At 67.5% G+C, this 14,305-nt stretch carries 16 protein-coding genes; 2 read left to right on the top strand and 14 right to left on the bottom strand.

Annotation, left to right across the window (positions count from 1 at the left end; genetic code table 11):
• Positions 1 to 28: 28 nt before the first annotated feature.
• From BLT86_RS19395 to BLT86_RS19345, 9 genes are all read right to left on the bottom strand, one after another.
• On the bottom strand, positions 29 to 2,011 hold the full coding sequence (locus BLT86_RS19395) for a relaxase/mobilization nuclease domain-containing protein (RefSeq protein WP_003104027.1): 1,983 nt from the start codon (positions 2,009 to 2,011) through the stop codon (positions 29 to 31).
• Between the two features lie 448 nt (positions 2,012 to 2,459).
• Entirely contained in the window at positions 2,460 to 3,047 is a 588-nt protein-coding gene (locus BLT86_RS19385; protein ID WP_003107118.1) for a S26 family signal peptidase, read from the bottom strand.
• Entirely contained in the window at positions 3,044 to 3,577 is a 534-nt protein-coding gene (locus tag BLT86_RS19380; protein ID WP_003107117.1) for a DUF2840 domain-containing protein, read from the bottom strand. The genes BLT86_RS19385 and BLT86_RS19380 overlap by 4 nt, the downstream gene beginning before the upstream one ends.
• Complete coding sequence (locus BLT86_RS19375; protein WP_003107114.1) at positions 3,574 to 3,846, bottom strand: hypothetical protein; 273 nt, start codon at positions 3,844 to 3,846, stop codon at positions 3,574 to 3,576. The genes BLT86_RS19380 and BLT86_RS19375 overlap by 4 nt, the downstream gene beginning before the upstream one ends.
• On the bottom strand, positions 3,843 to 4,481 hold the full coding sequence (gene parA / locus BLT86_RS19370) for a ParA family partition ATPase (RefSeq protein WP_003107112.1): 639 nt from the start codon (positions 4,479 to 4,481) through the stop codon (positions 3,843 to 3,845). Before parA ends, BLT86_RS19375 begins: the two co-directional genes overlap by 4 nt.
• A gap of 253 nt (positions 4,482 to 4,734) precedes the next feature.
• A complete protein-coding gene (locus BLT86_RS19360) occupies positions 4,735 to 5,592 on the bottom strand; it encodes a replication initiator protein A (RefSeq protein WP_003107111.1) in 858 nt (285 codons plus the stop codon).
• 26 nt (positions 5,593 to 5,618) lie between these two features.
• A complete protein-coding gene (locus BLT86_RS19355; RefSeq protein WP_003107109.1) occupies positions 5,619 to 5,900 on the bottom strand; it encodes a helix-turn-helix transcriptional regulator in 282 nt (93 codons plus the stop codon).
• 83 nt (positions 5,901 to 5,983) lie between these two features.
• A complete protein-coding gene (locus tag BLT86_RS19350) occupies positions 5,984 to 6,745 on the bottom strand; it encodes a DUF2285 domain-containing protein (protein WP_003107098.1) in 762 nt (253 codons plus the stop codon).
• A gap of 309 nt (positions 6,746 to 7,054) precedes the next feature.
• Positions 7,055 to 7,405 carry a DUF2958 domain-containing protein gene (locus BLT86_RS19345; RefSeq protein ID WP_003107096.1) on the bottom strand — a complete coding sequence of 117 codons (351 nt, stop codon included), beginning with the start codon at positions 7,403 to 7,405 and terminating at the stop codon, positions 7,055 to 7,057.
• Between the two features lie 240 nt (positions 7,406 to 7,645).
• Here BLT86_RS19345 and BLT86_RS19340 point away from each other — a divergent pair, with 240 nt between their 5' ends.
• Complete coding sequence (locus BLT86_RS19340; RefSeq protein ID WP_020750592.1) at positions 7,646 to 7,951, top strand: helix-turn-helix domain-containing protein; 306 nt, start codon at positions 7,646 to 7,648, stop codon at positions 7,949 to 7,951.
• A gap of 63 nt (positions 7,952 to 8,014) precedes the next feature.
• Here BLT86_RS19340 and BLT86_RS19335 read toward each other — a convergent pair whose 3' ends face one another.
• Positions 8,015 to 8,329 (bottom strand): DUF736 domain-containing protein, encoded by a 315-nt coding sequence (locus BLT86_RS19335; protein WP_003107092.1) that lies wholly within the window; start codon positions 8,327 to 8,329, stop codon positions 8,015 to 8,017.
• An 815-nt stretch (positions 8,330 to 9,144) separates the two neighbouring features.
• On the opposite strand from BLT86_RS19335, the gene BLT86_RS19325 reads away from it, so the two are divergent.
• Positions 9,145 to 9,663: a GNAT family N-acetyltransferase gene (locus tag BLT86_RS19325; RefSeq protein WP_003107955.1), complete on the top strand. Its 519-nt coding sequence runs from the start codon at positions 9,145 to 9,147 to the stop codon at positions 9,661 to 9,663.
• 206 nt (positions 9,664 to 9,869) lie between these two features.
• Here the strand turns inward: BLT86_RS19325 and BLT86_RS19320 are convergent, their stop codons facing one another.
• From BLT86_RS19320 to BLT86_RS19300, 4 genes are all read right to left on the bottom strand, one after another.
• Positions 9,870 to 11,930 carry a ParB/RepB/Spo0J family partition protein gene (locus tag BLT86_RS19320; protein ID WP_003158123.1) on the bottom strand — a complete coding sequence of 687 codons (2,061 nt, stop codon included), beginning with the start codon at positions 11,928 to 11,930 and terminating at the stop codon, positions 9,870 to 9,872.
• Positions 11,931 to 12,009: 79 nt separating this feature from the next.
• Entirely contained in the window at positions 12,010 to 12,834 is an 825-nt protein-coding gene (locus BLT86_RS19315) for a DUF932 domain-containing protein (RefSeq protein WP_003107836.1), read from the bottom strand.
• Between the two features lie 711 nt (positions 12,835 to 13,545).
• A complete protein-coding gene (locus BLT86_RS19305) occupies positions 13,546 to 13,824 on the bottom strand; it encodes a hypothetical protein (RefSeq protein WP_003103165.1) in 279 nt (92 codons plus the stop codon).
• A gap of 65 nt (positions 13,825 to 13,889) precedes the next feature.
• Positions 13,890 to 14,240 (bottom strand): DUF2958 domain-containing protein, encoded by a 351-nt coding sequence (locus BLT86_RS19300; RefSeq protein WP_003103166.1) that lies wholly within the window; start codon positions 14,238 to 14,240, stop codon positions 13,890 to 13,892.
• Positions 14,241 to 14,305 lie beyond the last annotated feature (65 nt).

The following is a 14,305-nucleotide window of genomic DNA, read 5'->3' as shown; positions in this document are numbered from 1 at the left end:
CCATGCCGGGCACTGCTATCGCGGGAAGTTAACCGACGGCAGGCCCACGTTGCCGTCCTATCTCCCAGGACACGCCGCCGCCGCGCACCGTAGCGGCAAGCTGCTGGCCCAGCCGCTGCTCGACCACCGGCCTCCACGGCACAAGGCTGAACCCCATGCCGTCATCGAGCATCGCGTAGCGCCCACTGGCGAGCATGACGCTACGCCGGTAGATACCCGCCACGCGCTGCCCGTCGGCCACCGGGCGATGCTCCAAGCCGGTATCGGCGGTGATGTCCTTAGCGGCCTGCGCCAGCTCCCGATTGCGCAGCGTGCCCAGCAGATTACGCGCCAGGATCACCCGCTGGCCGCGTCGCTCGGCCAGCCCTTGTTCGGCCAGGAAGTCGGCGCGCTGCTGCATCGCCTGCTTGGCCTCGCCACCAAAGCCCAGTTCGCCCAGGCCGGTGCCGCCGCCGATCAACTGCTGGTCGAGCCACGTGGCGCCGATCACGCGGGCCTGTCGCTCGATGGGTAGGTGCGATTTCAGTTCCACGGCCACGCCGCCTAGGCGTTGCGCGTCGTACTGACGGCCCTGCTCGGGCAGGTTGTCCGGCACCTTCCATAGACCTTCGGCGACACGTTCCACGATGCCGGCTCGGCGCAGGGCTTCGAGCCGGCGGACATGGGCGGCGACGACTTCCTGCGGATCGCGGCCCGGCACGGCCTGACTCTGCGCGATGGCGAGGTGGTGGTCGGTGAGGTACAGGCCATCGCTCGCCAGCGCGGCGATGTTGCGGTCGGCCGCACGCACGTCGGCCGATCCCTTCACCTCCACCACGGCGCCGGTCGGATAGTTCGCCAGTTCGTCGCGGGCGTTGAGCGCAACATAGTGGGCCTTGCCGTCCACCCCGTCGATGACCAGATAACCCCGGTCGCGCAGCTCGTCGGCCAGCCCCTTCGCGGCCACGCGGCCGAGGATGGTTCGGCCATCGTCGCCCGGGTCGAACACCGCCAGTTCGCGCGGCTCGCCGCGCATGGCCCGCTGCATGGTGCGGATGATGTCGCCACGCTCGCCCAGGGCGCGTAGCGTCTTTTCGGCATCGGTATGGACGGCCCAGGTGCCCGGCTGCATCTCGTCGGCCAGGCCCAGGCGCTGCAAGCGTTGCAGGCGGCCGATCAGCAGCAGGCGCTGGCGTTGCAATCTCGGCTCGTTGAGGCGTTCGACATGCACCAAGCCATCGTCGCCCAACTCGCGTTTGAGCGTGCGATCCAAGCTCGTCCATCGCTCTTGTTCCACCTCGCGTTGCAAGGTCTGCTGGATCTCCAGCTCGGTGCGCGGCCCCAGCCATTCGGTCGCCAGTTCGGCGGCGCGATGGCGGAAACCATCGGCGATGTAGTCGCCCGCGATGATGAGGTCTTTGCCGGTGTCGTCGCGTCCGCGCACGACGATGTGCGTGTGCGGGTTGTCGGTGTTCCAGTGGTTGACGGCCACCCAATCGAGGCCCGTGCCCAGGTCGGCCTCCATGCGGCCCATGAGGTGCCGCGTGTAGGTGCGCAGGTCTTCCAACTCGGCGCCGTCCTCCGGCGAGAGGATGAAGCGGAAATGGTGCCGGTCGTCGGCGCAGCGTTCCTTGAAGGCGTCGAGGTCGGCGGCATCGGTCTGCGGCCCGTAGGCTTGGCCTGGCTCGCCATCGCGGCCCACGCCATCGCGCTCGATGTAGCGCAGGTGCTTGGCGAGCGATTGCGGGCTGGCCTGGCGCTGATTGACCAACAGCGTCTTGATGGTCACGCGCCGCGACATGGGCGTCAGCTTCGCCCCGGCGAAGCGCGCCGCCGTGTGGCCGCGCCCCAGACGCGAGCCGGGCCGATGCCCGGTTCCTGCGCCCTTGCCAGCTCCCCCAGGACGACGCACCGACGACTTGCCGCTACTGGCCTTGCCCGCCTGCTTGAGCACCTTGGAGACGAAGCCCTGGCCCTGGTTCTTCGGGGCGCTGGGGCGGATGCGGAAATCATCGTCGCGGCGGTCGGTCATGGCTGCGCCCCCTGCAAGCTCTGGCATGTCCGGTCGTGCGAAGCACGCGGACATGCCTGCATTGGCGTGGGCCTCGCGCCCCAAGCGGCACGGCGGCGAAGCCGCTCCGTGCCGCGCCAACCCCATGTGCAGACAGGCTTTCGACGCGGCCCGGTGCCGCGTCCTTTTGTCTTGCCTTCCGCCTTTGCCCCTCGCTGTCGCTCCGGGCAGCGGCGGCCCGGCGGCGCTGCTGCGCGAGCAGCCAGCGCGCCGGCGAACGCGGACACGGCCGCAGGCCGGGCGCGTTCGAGGCAAGACGCCTGCACGTTGGACGGCTGCGCCGAAGGCAGCGCGAAGTGCGGTGCGAATGCACCCGCACTGCACGCGCGACGACACGGCGACGAACAGCAGAACGACACGCCCGATGGCACGATGAGATGCACGGCGGCGTGCAGCGAATCGACGGCCATCATGGGCGGGATTCCAGCCAGACCGGATGCGCGACGCCGATCACGGCGGATGTGCTGACCGGCCCGAAATACCGGCTGTCGAACGACGCCGGGTTGGTCACACTCAAGAGGAACAGTTCGCCGGGTTCGAGGCGACGGCATTGCTGCCGGGATGGCAGCGGCCGGCCCCAGCGGTCAGCAGGCAGCACGGCGGCCGAAGGCACGCCGTCGATGCGGACGATGCCGCCCGCGATGCACACTTCCTGCGGCGCGACGGCGCCCACACGCTTGAGCAGCGGCACGCGCGCCGGCAGGTAGCCGCGCTGCGCGGCCAGCGCAGCGGCATCTGGCGGCAGCGTGGTCAGGACGATGCTGCCCACGGACAAAGGACGTGGCAGCGAGCCGGTGCCGTTGCTCAGCGGATCGACGCGATACCAGCCGACCGCCACGCTGTCGGACGGGTTGTAGATCAGGCGCGGCAGTGGATGCACGAAGGACGCCCAGGCCAGCGCAGCGAGGCCGCAGGCGGACAGGCCCGCCAGCACGATGCGAGCGCGCAGGCGCGAGCGAGGACGCGGCGCGGTGCCGACAGTCGAAACGGCGTTCATGGCAGCGCCCTCCCGATGAGCCATGCGGCGTGCCGCTCGGCGGTGTATTCGGGCAGCGGCAGGCGTGCAGCGAGCCGGTTGGCGAGCGTGCGCCAGTACACGGGCGAGGCACCGATAGGCGCGATGCCCAGCGCCTCGATGGCGTCGATGCGCTCCAGCACGGCGCGCACCTGATTCTCGCCCTCGGCGTGCAGCAGCAGGCGTGCGCCCGGCTGCACGCCGGGAATGCGCTGCGCCGCATCGAACGGCGTGCAAGCCTGCATCACCATGAGCTGCCAGCGAATCGTGCCGTAGTCGTTGGCCTGCCAGCGGATGCGGCAGAACATGGCGCCCGGCTGGAACACCGCGCAGCGCCGCCAGCGGTCGAGCTGGTGCGTACGCGCGGGTTCGCCGAAGCGCAGGTAGAGCTTGAAGCGTGGTTCGGTGTAGGCCAGTGCCACGCGCGTCAACGGCGCGCTGGCAGGCTGGCCGGAAGGTGCTGCGAGCGCAGCCGTAGCCGCGCCAGCGGCAGGCGAAGCGGATGCGGTCATGGTGTGTTCTCCCTGCGATGCTCGGGAAACTCACGCTCCAGCAGGCCGCGCAGCAGATCGGCCACGGTCACGCCCTGCGTGAAGGCCGACACCTTGATGCGCGCGCGCAGCGCGGGCGTGATGTCGAGGGTCAGGCGAGCGGTGTAGAGGTCGCCCTTGCCCAGCGCATCGGCGTCGCCTTGGCGAATCCACGCCTCGGCGTGCGGATTCGCGGGCGGACGCGCGCCGATGCCGACGCGCTTTGCGCGTATCGGTGGCTTCGCTGTCATGTCGGCCACCGCAGCAGTTCGTCCACCAGTGCGGTGATTTCGCGGGCGGCGGCGCTGTCCGGCGCCGTCTCGCGTGCAAGCCGGCCAGCGGCCACGCTGTCGGCGAACACGATGCGCTGATGCACTTCCGCGCGCAGCGCAGGAAGCGGCTGGTCGGCGAGCGCCTGGCGCGCTTCGCGCCCGATCACGGTGGTACTGACGCGCCGATTGATGACGAAGGCCGCGCGCAGCGCAGGCCGAAACACCTGGGCCTCGCGGATCAGCGCCACCATCTCGGCGCTGGCCCACAGGTCGTAGGGGCTGGGCTGCACGGGGATCAGCACGCGCTCGGCCGCCAGCAGCGCGGAGCGCGCCAGTGCCGCGATGCGCGGCGGGCCGTCGATGATGACGTGATCGGTTCGCCTGGCGAGTTCTGGCGCCTCTTGGTGCAGCGTTTCGCGTGCGAGGCCCACGGCGCTGAAAAGCCTTGGCAAGCCTTGCTGGCTTCTGCGCTGTGTCCAGTCCAGCGACGAACCCTGCGGGTCGGCGTCCAGCAGGACGACGTGCTGGCCGCGCATCGCAAGCTCGCCGGCGATATGCGTGGCGAGCGTGGTCTTGCCCACGCCGCCTTTCTGGTTGAGCAGAGCGACGATCATGACGCGGCCCTCCGTGTTGGAGAGCCGGGCTTTTGCTGCTGCGCTTGTGGCCGCGTGGTGGTTGTCCACCGCAGCGGCGTTTCCCTACTAAAAGTTAGAGAAATTAAGTTAGGGAAGTTAGAAGGTGCGCAAACCCAATGCTGGCGCGGGTTTGCGGCCGATCGGCACGCCTGATAGCACGATAGTCCCACGCCTGATAGCACGATACCCCGCACGCCTGATAGCACGACACTGTTCACAGGTTTTCCCGGAGTTATCCCCGTGCCGTCTGCGGCACGGGCCGGAAGGTCAGCAGCTCCATGCCGTTGTCCGGCATCCGCTCGATGCCCAGGACGTAGCCGGGCAGCGACTGCCGCGCGACCAGCGCGCGCAGGTCGCAGGCGAAGTCGTAGGGCTTGGCGGTGCTGCCGGATTTCTGGTGCAGGTAGCGGAAGTCGAACTGCCAGCCGTGCTCCTGCCGCCCGCCATGCTTGCGCACCAGGCGGTACAGCCAGCGTTCGATGCCGCCGGTAAGCCGGAAGTACGCCGGGTCGATGGTCAGCACCAGGGCGGCGTCGAGCACGCCCGCATAGAACCAGTCCGGCAGGATCAGCTCGATGCCCAGCGGCGTGCCGCTGGCGTCGGCCAGTTCCTTCCACTCGTTGATCCAGGAGAAGCGGTGCAATCGCCGCCCGGTCGTCTCGCGGATGGACGTGGCTACCGTGGTCGATTGCAGGCGATCCAAGGCCGCCTTGAGGCGCTGGTAGTCGCGCAGCGACTTGCCGCGCCCGAAGAAGCGCAGGATCTCGTAGGGTGTGGCGTGCATCAGGCGCGAGGGCCGCAGGCCCGCGTCCTTCGCCTCCACGATCTGCGAGGCCGCCCAGATCAGCACGTCCGCGTCCCAGATCGTGGCGATGCCGTGCTCCTGCGTGCCTTCCACGCGAATCGTCACGTTGCCCGCACGGAAGTCGATGGGCTTGACCCGCTTGGACTTGGCGAGCGAAAAGAACGGATAGGCCATCAAATCCTGGCTGTCGCGCGGCGCCATGTCGCCGGGCAAGGCGCGGAACAGGTCGAGCTGTTCGCGCTCCTGCAACGGCCGCTGCCGGGACGGCAGCCCGGTGCTGGACATAGCGATGGCCTGCCGCGCGCCGCCGATCAGCGCGCACGGCTGTCGGCCGAGTGGTGCTCGGCGTATTCGGGATCGGAAGTCGTCTCGAAACTGCGGTCGGCAGCCCAGGCGTCGAGGTCGGCCACGGCGTACATGACGCGGCGGCCGAACTTGCGAAAGCGCGGGCCGCCGCCGATCACACGCTGCTTTTCCAGCGTCCGCGGCGACAGGCGCAGGTATTCGGCGGCTTCGTCGTTGGTGAGATAGCGTTGGGGCTGCGCGGCAGCGGTCGAGACAGTGGCGGCAGGCCGCAAGGGAGCGGGACGCATGGTGTGAACCTCCATCGGTTGAAAGCGCCCGGCCACACAGCGCGACCGGATGGAGGCAGTCTCAGAAAACCAAGCTGTTCTGCTCAGGGTCGTTTTGCGTCGTCCTCAAAACGACCCTTCTCAAGCGGCGGAAGCTGTGCTAGACGGCGATAGCCGCCGCGCATCAGCGCATCACCGCGCCGTACCAGGCGGCGTACCTTGGAGCGCAGCCCGCCATCGCTGTACCAATCGGCTGCGGCATCTACGCCGAACAGTCCTTCCGCGACTTCACGCAGGGATGCGCCCGCCAGGGTCGCGTCGAGCGCCTGCAAGCTGTGCAGTTCCAGCAGTGCGGTAGGTGTCGGTCTGGGCTTGGCGGCCGCCAGTGCTCCGTGGAGCGCACGACCGCGCGCAGGCGCGGCGGTGCCGCTCCGTTGGGCATAGGCCACGGCCATGCCGTCTTCCAGGCCGGGCGCGAACGCGAAGCGCAGGCAATGACCTGGGCTGCGCGCGATCAGCGCCAGCCCTTTACCGTCATGCAGCAGTTGCTTGTGACCGGGGATGCGCCAGAACGCGAAGGTCGCCGCATCCTGCGACGGATCGGCATCGGGGTAGAGCTGCACCACGGCGGCATGGCCGGGCAGCCAAGCCGGATGCGCGTCGCGCGCATCGAGCGCCGGGTCTTCCAGTAGGCGTAAGCCCCAGCGATGCGCCGTGTCTGGCCGGCGATGACGGCGAAGCCAGTCGAGCCGGTAGTCGGGATGCCTGCGCAGATACTCCCAAGCGAGCGCGAGCGCATCCAGCCCAAAGACATACAGGTATGCGGCAGTCGGATACCAGTGTGCGAGGTGATGAGGATTGACCATGACGCCTCCTCCTGCGAACAGGACTCGCCGCCACGGAAGAACTACGCGCTACATCGCCATCGTTAGAGCGTCATGGGTTAAAAAGGCGAATGGGATTGTCAAGACCGATTGGCTCCGATGCGTTGCGGTATTCGTCTCAATGATGTGGCGGCAGCGCCCCGAACTTGGAGTGCTGCACAGGCCAGCCTGCCGCAGCCCGCGCTGGGCATCATGTCAATTTGGATCAGACTGGTGGGGCTACGCCGCAAGAATGCTGATTAAGACCTGCCCGGTATGACGCCAGACTGAAAAAGTCACAGTCGGCCGTATTCAATCCGAGATCGCGCCATCGCGCTCGGCCAGCCGGGTGTATTCCGACAGCGTGCGCGTAGGGCGGAAATAGGTGTCGCGTAACACGGGCTGCTTGCACGGCCCGACGATGCCGGCCAGATCGGATAGCTTGACAGTGCCCTGCGCCGGGATCCCCAACCCCAAGTCGATGAGGCCCCATGCGGTGTCGCCATCGGCGGGGTCGAGCGCGGCCAGCAGCCAAGTCACATGCGCGTCCGGCGTGAACAACCGCACCACGGGCACCGGGTCGATGGCCCGGCCAGCGGCGCGGGCCTCGCCGTTGGCGAGCAGTTGCGCGCGCTCCGGGGCGGTGGCGAGTGGCTGGGGCATGGTCGGCAATTCCACAAATCCAATGATGCACGAATGCGGTTTCACGCCAAAGCGCAGAACCGCGAAACCGGATTTACGCCTTCGTGCGCAAGCACGGATGCGGTTCCGTGGCTTTGCCGGAACCTGCCGATGCGGATTTCCGTAAAGGCACAAAAACGTAGAACACCAAATGAACACTATAGATTGTAGCCCTATAGGGCGCAATGGGCTGTCATCTTGGTTTTTCGAGGGAAACCATAGGTGGCGGCTAAGAACTCATTGGCGAAGGCGTTGAAGACAGTCAGAAAGGCGCGTGGCTTGAGCCAGGAAGCCTTTTCTGACGTGTCCAGCCGTACCTATATGAGTACCCTCGAACGCAACCTTAAAAGCCCGACCCTGCATAAGCTGGCCGAGCTGTGCGAGGTGATGAAGATCCACCCGCTCACGCTGCTGACGCTGGCCTATGCGGGCGACAGTCCGCGCAAGGCCGACGAGCTGCTGGCGCAAGTGCGCCGGGAGCTGGAGGCGGTGGCCAAGGAACGCGACTCGGCGAAGCCTCGTGCGTGACGTGGTGGTGTGCTGCGACCAGCAGCACAGCGCCCCGCCGCGGTGGGCGGGGCGCTGCGGCGGTCACGCCGCCTGGGGCTTGCTGCGCGACCAGATCAGGTCGTGCGTGCCGTCCTCGCCTTCGATCAGGCGGGCATAGACCGGAGCCGGGAACGAAGGATCGTCGAGGGTCACGGACTTGTATTCCCGCCCGGCCTCGCTGGTCTTGTTCCATGCCGCGCCGATGTCGTGGCCGGCGGCCTGGAGGCGGAAGTCGGGGGCGTTCTCGCTGCTGCCCTTGTCGTTGGGAACCAGCTTGACCTTGACGTTGAGCGTCAGGGTGCGCAGCGTGCCGGTGAAGCCGTCTTTGTCGGTGGTGAAGGTGCCGATGTTGGCCATGATGTTTTCTCCTTTCGGTTGAACAAGGTTCGCGCCCATCGCGTCCTTGTTGTGATCCGGCCGGCGGGGGGACGGGCTGGCTGCACCGCTTGCGGTCGAAACGCAGTGGAGAGCCGGGAGGCGAAAAGAATTTGTTGCGCGTGGAAGCCGCGTAGCGGCGGGGAAATTGTTTTCGCCGGACGGTTGCAGCCATAAGCCCGAGGCGCAGCCGCGCCACCGCCAGGATTCACAACGAGACAAGGACGCCTTGGGCCGAACCGCTCCGAAAGGAGATGGGGCCGACTCGGCACCCCCGCCCGAAGGCTTCTCCGGCTCGCCCGCTGATGCGGGCCAGGTCAACCATCCGACGACAGGCGAGAACGCCCCCGCCGCACCTTGCGGCGCCGCTCTTGAGGCGTGGCGTGGAAGCTCCATAGCGATGCCGGGCGGGTTGTCCGTGAACCGTCCTTCGTGACGTGATGGGCAGGAACCGCCAGCGTTGAGGACGGCACGCACCTGCACAACCTGTCGCAGCGAGCGCCAGCGTGTTCGCCAGCGCCCGTCCATCGCGGCGGGGCGCTGGCCGGGCCGATCCGGCGCAGCCGGTTCGGCCGCATCGAGGGGCGCCAAGCATCGCGCGGCGGGGATAGCCCGCAGGGCTTTCCCCTGGAGGCAAGCGAAGCGCGCAGCGCCGCAGGCGCGAAGGCGTGAGGGATTGAAGCCGAATGGCCGTGACGGCAAAGGCGGCACGGGGCGCAGCCCGAAAGCCCGGCGGCGCATCGCGCCAACACGCCCAGGCCGTTCTATATTTTCAGAAAGGAACCCAAGACAAGCCCATGACACTCCAGCTCCGACACGAAACCCCGGACGACATTGCTGCCATCGAGGCGGTCACGGTTTCCGCCTTTGCCGATGCGCCGCATACCAGCCACACCGAGCAATTCATCGTGCGGGCCTTGCGCGCTGCGAACGAACTGACGCTTTCCATCGTGGCCGAAGAACACGGGCAGGTTGTAGGCCACGTCGCGCTGTCGCCGGTGAAGATCACCGATGACAACGGGCGAAAGGCCGAAGGCTGGCACGGTTTGGGGCCTCTCTCCGTCCTGCCGCAAAGGCAGGGGCATGGCATCGGCTCGCGCCTGATGGAACAGGCGCTGTCCGAACTGCGAACTATGCGGGCCCCAGGCTGCGTGCTGCTGGGAGATCCCGCGTACTACGCGCGCTTTGGTTTTCAGGCCCACGCGAGCCTGCAACTGCCGGGCGTACCGCCCGGCTATTTCATGGCGCTGGCCCTGCATGGGCCAGTACCGGAAGGTATCGCGCACTATAGCGATGCCTTCACCGCCGCCGCCTGAGCCAGCGCGAAGGCGGCGGCGTTCTGATTCGGCTGTTGGCCTTCGACACCGGGCGCGGCCACTGCCGCGCCCGGTTTTGCTTTCCATTGCGCCCAGGACGGAACGGCCTGGGCGCGGTGCTAATCGGGTTATTCCTTCGTCTCGATGCGCCACCACACAAAGCGAAGCGCCCCGGTCAAGGCCGGGGCGCTTGCCTTCGGCGCGGGTCAAGCGGCCAGCGCCTCGGCGGGTTCATCCGCCATTGCCTCGGCTTCCTGCGGGGCGTCGTCCTGCTCCTGCGGTTCTTCCTGCGTGGCTTCCGGCGTTTCGGTCTTGAAGATGGCGGGCATCCAGCCCGTGCCATCCGCCAGCCGTTCGGCTTCGCTGGCAATGTCGGCCTTCTTCAACTTCGCCAGCCTAGTGACGTGCTCGGGCGCGTACTCGCCCACGGCTTGCAGGATCGCGGCCTTCGGAACGTGCTTGAAGTAGCCTTCTGCGGTCGGTTGCCACCATGCGGCCATGTCGAGGCCCACGGCCTGCGCCAGTTCCTCGCCGGGCCGGTGCGGCGTGGCGCGAGGCGTCACCACGTCCACCGTGGAAGCCACGCACACGGCAAGCAGCCGCACCAGTTCGTCTTGCGACTTCGCCAGCAGCACGGCGAACAGTTCGGCGCTGTCCTCCGGCAAGGCAACACCTGCCACCTGTTGCAGTTCGCGCAGCGCCACGGCGGCGGACGATTCCGGCCAGTCCGGGGCCATGCCTTCCAGCCGGTCTTGCACCGTGAGGCGCACGCCGAGCGGCAGTCCATCGCCGTAGGCGTCGGGCTGCAAGACCTTCTGCACCATGCCATGCACCAGCGCGGCCAGCGCGACCTGCGGATGCCGGGCGACTTCGATTTGCAGCGCCGCCGTGCGATGGGCACTCAACCGCTGCGCCAGCCGGTCGGACAGGCTCGCGGCCTTGGGTGCGTCGTCGGCGTCCTCGTGCTCGTCGTTGGCGGCTTCGCCTTCGGTGCTGCCGAAACCGCGCCGCAGCTTTTCCAGCGTGCGCAGCGCCTTGGCCTCGGCTTCGCGCAGCAAGCCGCGATGAATGACGGCCTCGCCGTTGCGGTCGATGGTGACGATGGCACCGGCCACCTCGCGCACCTCGGGGGCATAACCTTGCAAGGCGTCCTCCGCGTCTTGCAGTTCGCCGACCACCTGATCGCGCCGCTGTTCCAGTTTCTCGGCCTTGGCCTCGTCCTCGCTGCTTTCACCTTGGCAGGCTTCTTCCAGTTCGGCGTCGATCTTGTCGAGGCGGGTTTGCAGCGAGGCAATGCGGCGGGCCTCGCGGGTGGTCGGCTCGCGGCGCTGGCGCGGGGCGTTCTGGAAAGCCTGCCGTTCCTCGTAGGCCAGATGCGGCACGGCCTCCACCCATGCCCAGCCCTCGGCGCGCACGTCCTCGGCCAGCGTTGCCAGCTTGTCGCGCACCAGCGTTTCCAGCACTGCGGTATCGGTGAGGTAGGTTCCGGCATCGCCTTCCGCGAACAGGTCGCGGCGGATGCCGCCGCCTGCCTGCCGGTAGGCGTCCAGCCCGACGAAGCGCACCAGCGCGTGCGCGGCGTCGATTTCGCGCTCGGTCAGGCGCTCGCGCAGCTTGGACGGGCTGCGCTGCCATTCCGGCGCACCATAGAACGCGGCCTCCTGCGCGGCGTGGTCGTCGGTGATGGTCAAGGCCATCAACTGTTCCAGCGTCACGCCACCGGCCCGGTAGTCGGCCATGAGGCGCGGCGAGACGTTCGCCAGCTTCAAGCGGCGCTGCACCACCAGCGGGGACACGCCGAAATCGGCGGCAATGTCCTCGATGGGGCGTCCTTCCTTGACCAGCGCGGCGAAGGCCGCGAACTGGTCGGCGGGGTGCATCTGCTCGCGCATCAGGTTTTCCGCGAGGCTGACGGTACGGGCCGAAGCATCGGGCACCAGCAGGCACGGCACTTCGTAGTCGGCGGGGATGCGCTTCTTCTTCGCCAGCAGCTTCAAGGCGGTCAGTCGGCGGTCGCCTGCCACCACCTCGTAAGCCTCGCCATCTGCGGAAAGGATGACGATCAGGTTTTGCAGCAGGCCGATGCGGGCAATGCTCGCGGCCAGTTCGGGGATGGACAGGCGCGGCATCTTGCGGGCGTTGCGCTTGGAGCGGCGCGGCAGCAACTGCGAGAGCGGAACCAGAATCAGGTTCTTGGACGGGTCGGCCATTTCCAGCGGTGCGGCGGCTTCGATGGCGACGGCTTCGGTTTTGAGTACGGCGTTCATGGTGATAACTCCTTGCGGTTAGGGATGCAGCAGCGAGAGAAGCGGCAAGGGCTGCTGCCTGCCCCTGCCGCGTGGGGATTCAGGCTTTCAACTGGCGCAGGCCATCGGCCAGCAGCCACAGGGCGCGATTCAGGCGCACGCTTTGGTCGATGCCCTGCACGGGCCGGGTGGTCTGACGGCGGCCATTCGCGGCGCGGGCGGACAGGCCGCCTTTGGTCAAGTTCTCCTGCGTGCGGTTGAACACGCTCCACAGGTCGCGGCGGTCGTCGTCATGGCGGCGCGGCATCAGGATTTGCGATTCCGTGATGGGCGCGGGCTTGTCCTCGTCGTACTTCAACGCCAGCGCAGCGCGGGCGAACACTTCCGATTCCCCGGCGTCCAGCGTGATGGCGCGCATGGCATCGCGCGATTCCTGCACCCGGTCGAAGCCGTGCAGGACTTCGTATGCGCCTTCGATGACGTGAGCGGCTACGTCGCCCTTGTGGGGTACGCGCACGTCGGCCACGGTGTCGCCGCAGACAAGGCCATTGCTGCAAACGAAGCGGAACATCCCGGCCAGCATCTGATAGCTGCTGGTGCCGTCATGGGAGTTCAGCAGGATGATTTCGTTGGCCTCGCGCCCGTTGATCTGGCTGGCGTGGCGCAGCCGGATCATGTGCTTGGTGTAGTCGCGGCGGTCGTCGTGGCGCACGCGGGTTTGCGTCACCATGAAAGGCTCGAAGCCTTCCCCGCGCAGTTCCTGCAGCACGGTGGCGGTGGGGATGTAGCTGTACCGCTCGGAGCGGCTTTCGTGCGGTGCCTTGGCGAAGATCGACGGGGCCACGGCCCGGATTTGGTCATCCGACAAGGGACGTTCCGAACGCAGCACCGGGGAGCGGGAAGCGAAGCGGGATGCGAGTTGCATGGCATTTCTCCTGACAAAGAAAAAAGGGTTTGCTGTTCACCGCACACCGGATTCCTAGATTCGGAAGCCCAGCCTTTCGGCTGTTCGGTGCGGTCGGCACGAGGAACCCGGTTGGCCCTGTTGCCACCGTCTTTCCTGAGTTCATCGCCCGCGACGGTCAGGAGCGCGCGGACGGGGGGCCGTCAAGGAGATAAGCGCAGGGTTGGTGCGGCCCGCAGGCGAAGCCGAGGACACGGCCCTGCGCGCCTTGACGGCACACGGCCGCGGGCTACAGTCGCGGTGAAGGTGATGAAGTCAGGGGAGACGGCTGGACATGGCAACGGCCCCTCAACACGCCGACCGCACGGCAAGCGAAGCGCGCAGGCCCGGATCTGGAAGCCGGGCCGGAGGCGTCAGCCGAGCGGAGCGAGGGAACGATGGAAGCCCGTCAGGGGCGAGACGCCGCAGGCGGCTCGATGCGCCACGCGCACGACAGCGTGACCGGCCATGTTTCTTGGCCGGGGACGCACAGCCTTCAATGCTTGATGCACAAGCTCATGCGCCAGTCATCGGGAAACAGGTTCGACAGCGACTACTGTGGTCAGGCCGATCCGGCGCAGCCGGTTCGGCGGTCTTTGAGGGGCGCCAAGCATCGCGCGGCGGGGATAGCCCGCAGGGCTTTCCCCTGGAGGCAAGCGCAGCGCGCAGCGCCCCGTCAGGGGTGCGAAGGCATCACGCCGAGTCGTCAGGGCGCAGGCTGGATTCCGAAACTGGCATCCAGGGCGATGACGAGTTCAGCAGGTAGCGCGCACCGCGCGCGTACAGGCCCGAAAGCGCGGTTGGCCGGTAGAACCCGGTAACGCGGCGCCGGAACTGTGCGCCAAATTCGTTGGTGTAGATCACCGCGTCGCCGATCTTGAAGCGCAAGGGCTGGCCGTTCTCCGGCGCGAACGGCTTGAGCGCATCGTGCTGCGCCGTGATTTCGATGATGTAGTCGTTATGGCTGCTCATGGCATTGATCTCCTGTGATGGTTGAGAAAGCACAAGGAGCGCCTTGCAGCGCTCCCAGGGCCGGGTCAGACAACGATCCGCCCGGCCAGCCGCGCATCGCGCGCATAGACGCTCAACCGCTTCTCGGCGCGGAAAGACAGGTCACGTTCGATCGGCAGGCCCAGCCCGCCGCGCACCGCCGCCAGCTCGTCCAGGCTGACCCAGCCGATTTCCGGCTCCCCCAGGCCCAGGTCGCAAAGACCAAAGGCGTGGTCGTGGTCGTCGGGATCAATCTCGGTCAGCAGCCAGGTCGCGCCAGCGTCCGGCGTGAACAGCTTGACCACGGGTGCCGGATCGAAGTCCGGGTTCTCCAAGGATTCGCGGCCGTTGGCCAGCAGCACGATGCGCTGCTCGTCGGTGATGAGTGCGTTGTTCATGGTGAACTCCTGGAAGGTTGCCGGGCGGAATTGCCCGACCCTTCCGGGGCACGGCGCAGCGCAAG

Source organism: Pseudomonas sihuiensis, from assembly GCF_900106015.1.
Classification (GTDB): Bacteria; Pseudomonadota; Gammaproteobacteria; order Pseudomonadales; family Pseudomonadaceae; genus Aquipseudomonas; species Aquipseudomonas sihuiensis.
Note: the sequence above shows the minus strand (reverse complement) of the source record. Positions and strands in the feature narration are given on the sequence as shown.

Excerpts from the sequence above, each read along its gene's own strand:
- BLT86_RS19395 (WP_003104027.1), bottom strand. The coding sequence starts at position 2,011 with ATGACCGACCGCCGCGACGATGATTTCCGCATCCGCCCCAGCGCCCCG.
- BLT86_RS19385 (WP_003107118.1), bottom strand. The coding sequence starts at position 3,047 with ATGAACGCCGTTTCGACTGTCGGCACCGCGCCGCGTCCTCGCTCGCGC.
- BLT86_RS19380 (WP_003107117.1), bottom strand. The coding sequence starts at position 3,577 with ATGACCGCATCCGCTTCGCCTGCCGCTGGCGCGGCTACGGCTGCGCTC.
- BLT86_RS19375 (WP_003107114.1), bottom strand. The coding sequence starts at position 3,846 with ATGACAGCGAAGCCACCGATACGCGCAAAGCGCGTCGGCATCGGCGCG.
- parA (WP_003107112.1), bottom strand. The coding sequence starts at position 4,481 with ATGATCGTCGCTCTGCTCAACCAGAAAGGCGGCGTGGGCAAGACCACG.
- BLT86_RS19360 (WP_003107111.1), bottom strand. The coding sequence starts at position 5,592 with ATGTCCAGCACCGGGCTGCCGTCCCGGCAGCGGCCGTTGCAGGAGCGC.
- BLT86_RS19355 (WP_003107109.1), bottom strand. The coding sequence starts at position 5,900 with ATGCGTCCCGCTCCCTTGCGGCCTGCCGCCACTGTCTCGACCGCTGCC.
- BLT86_RS19350 (WP_003107098.1), bottom strand. The coding sequence starts at position 6,745 with ATGGTCAATCCTCATCACCTCGCACACTGGTATCCGACTGCCGCATAC.
- BLT86_RS19345 (WP_003107096.1), bottom strand. The coding sequence starts at position 7,405 with ATGCCCCAGCCACTCGCCACCGCCCCGGAGCGCGCGCAACTGCTCGCC.
- BLT86_RS19335 (WP_003107092.1), bottom strand. The coding sequence starts at position 8,329 with ATGGCCAACATCGGCACCTTCACCACCGACAAAGACGGCTTCACCGGC.
- BLT86_RS19325 (WP_003107955.1), top strand. The coding sequence starts at position 9,145 with ATGACACTCCAGCTCCGACACGAAACCCCGGACGACATTGCTGCCATC.
- BLT86_RS19320 (WP_003158123.1), bottom strand. The coding sequence starts at position 11,930 with ATGAACGCCGTACTCAAAACCGAAGCCGTCGCCATCGAAGCCGCCGCA.
- BLT86_RS19315 (WP_003107836.1), bottom strand. The coding sequence starts at position 12,834 with ATGCAACTCGCATCCCGCTTCGCTTCCCGCTCCCCGGTGCTGCGTTCG.
- BLT86_RS19305 (WP_003103165.1), bottom strand. The coding sequence starts at position 13,824 with ATGAGCAGCCATAACGACTACATCATCGAAATCACGGCGCAGCACGAT.
- BLT86_RS19300 (WP_003103166.1), bottom strand. The coding sequence starts at position 14,240 with ATGAACAACGCACTCATCACCGACGAGCAGCGCATCGTGCTGCTGGCC.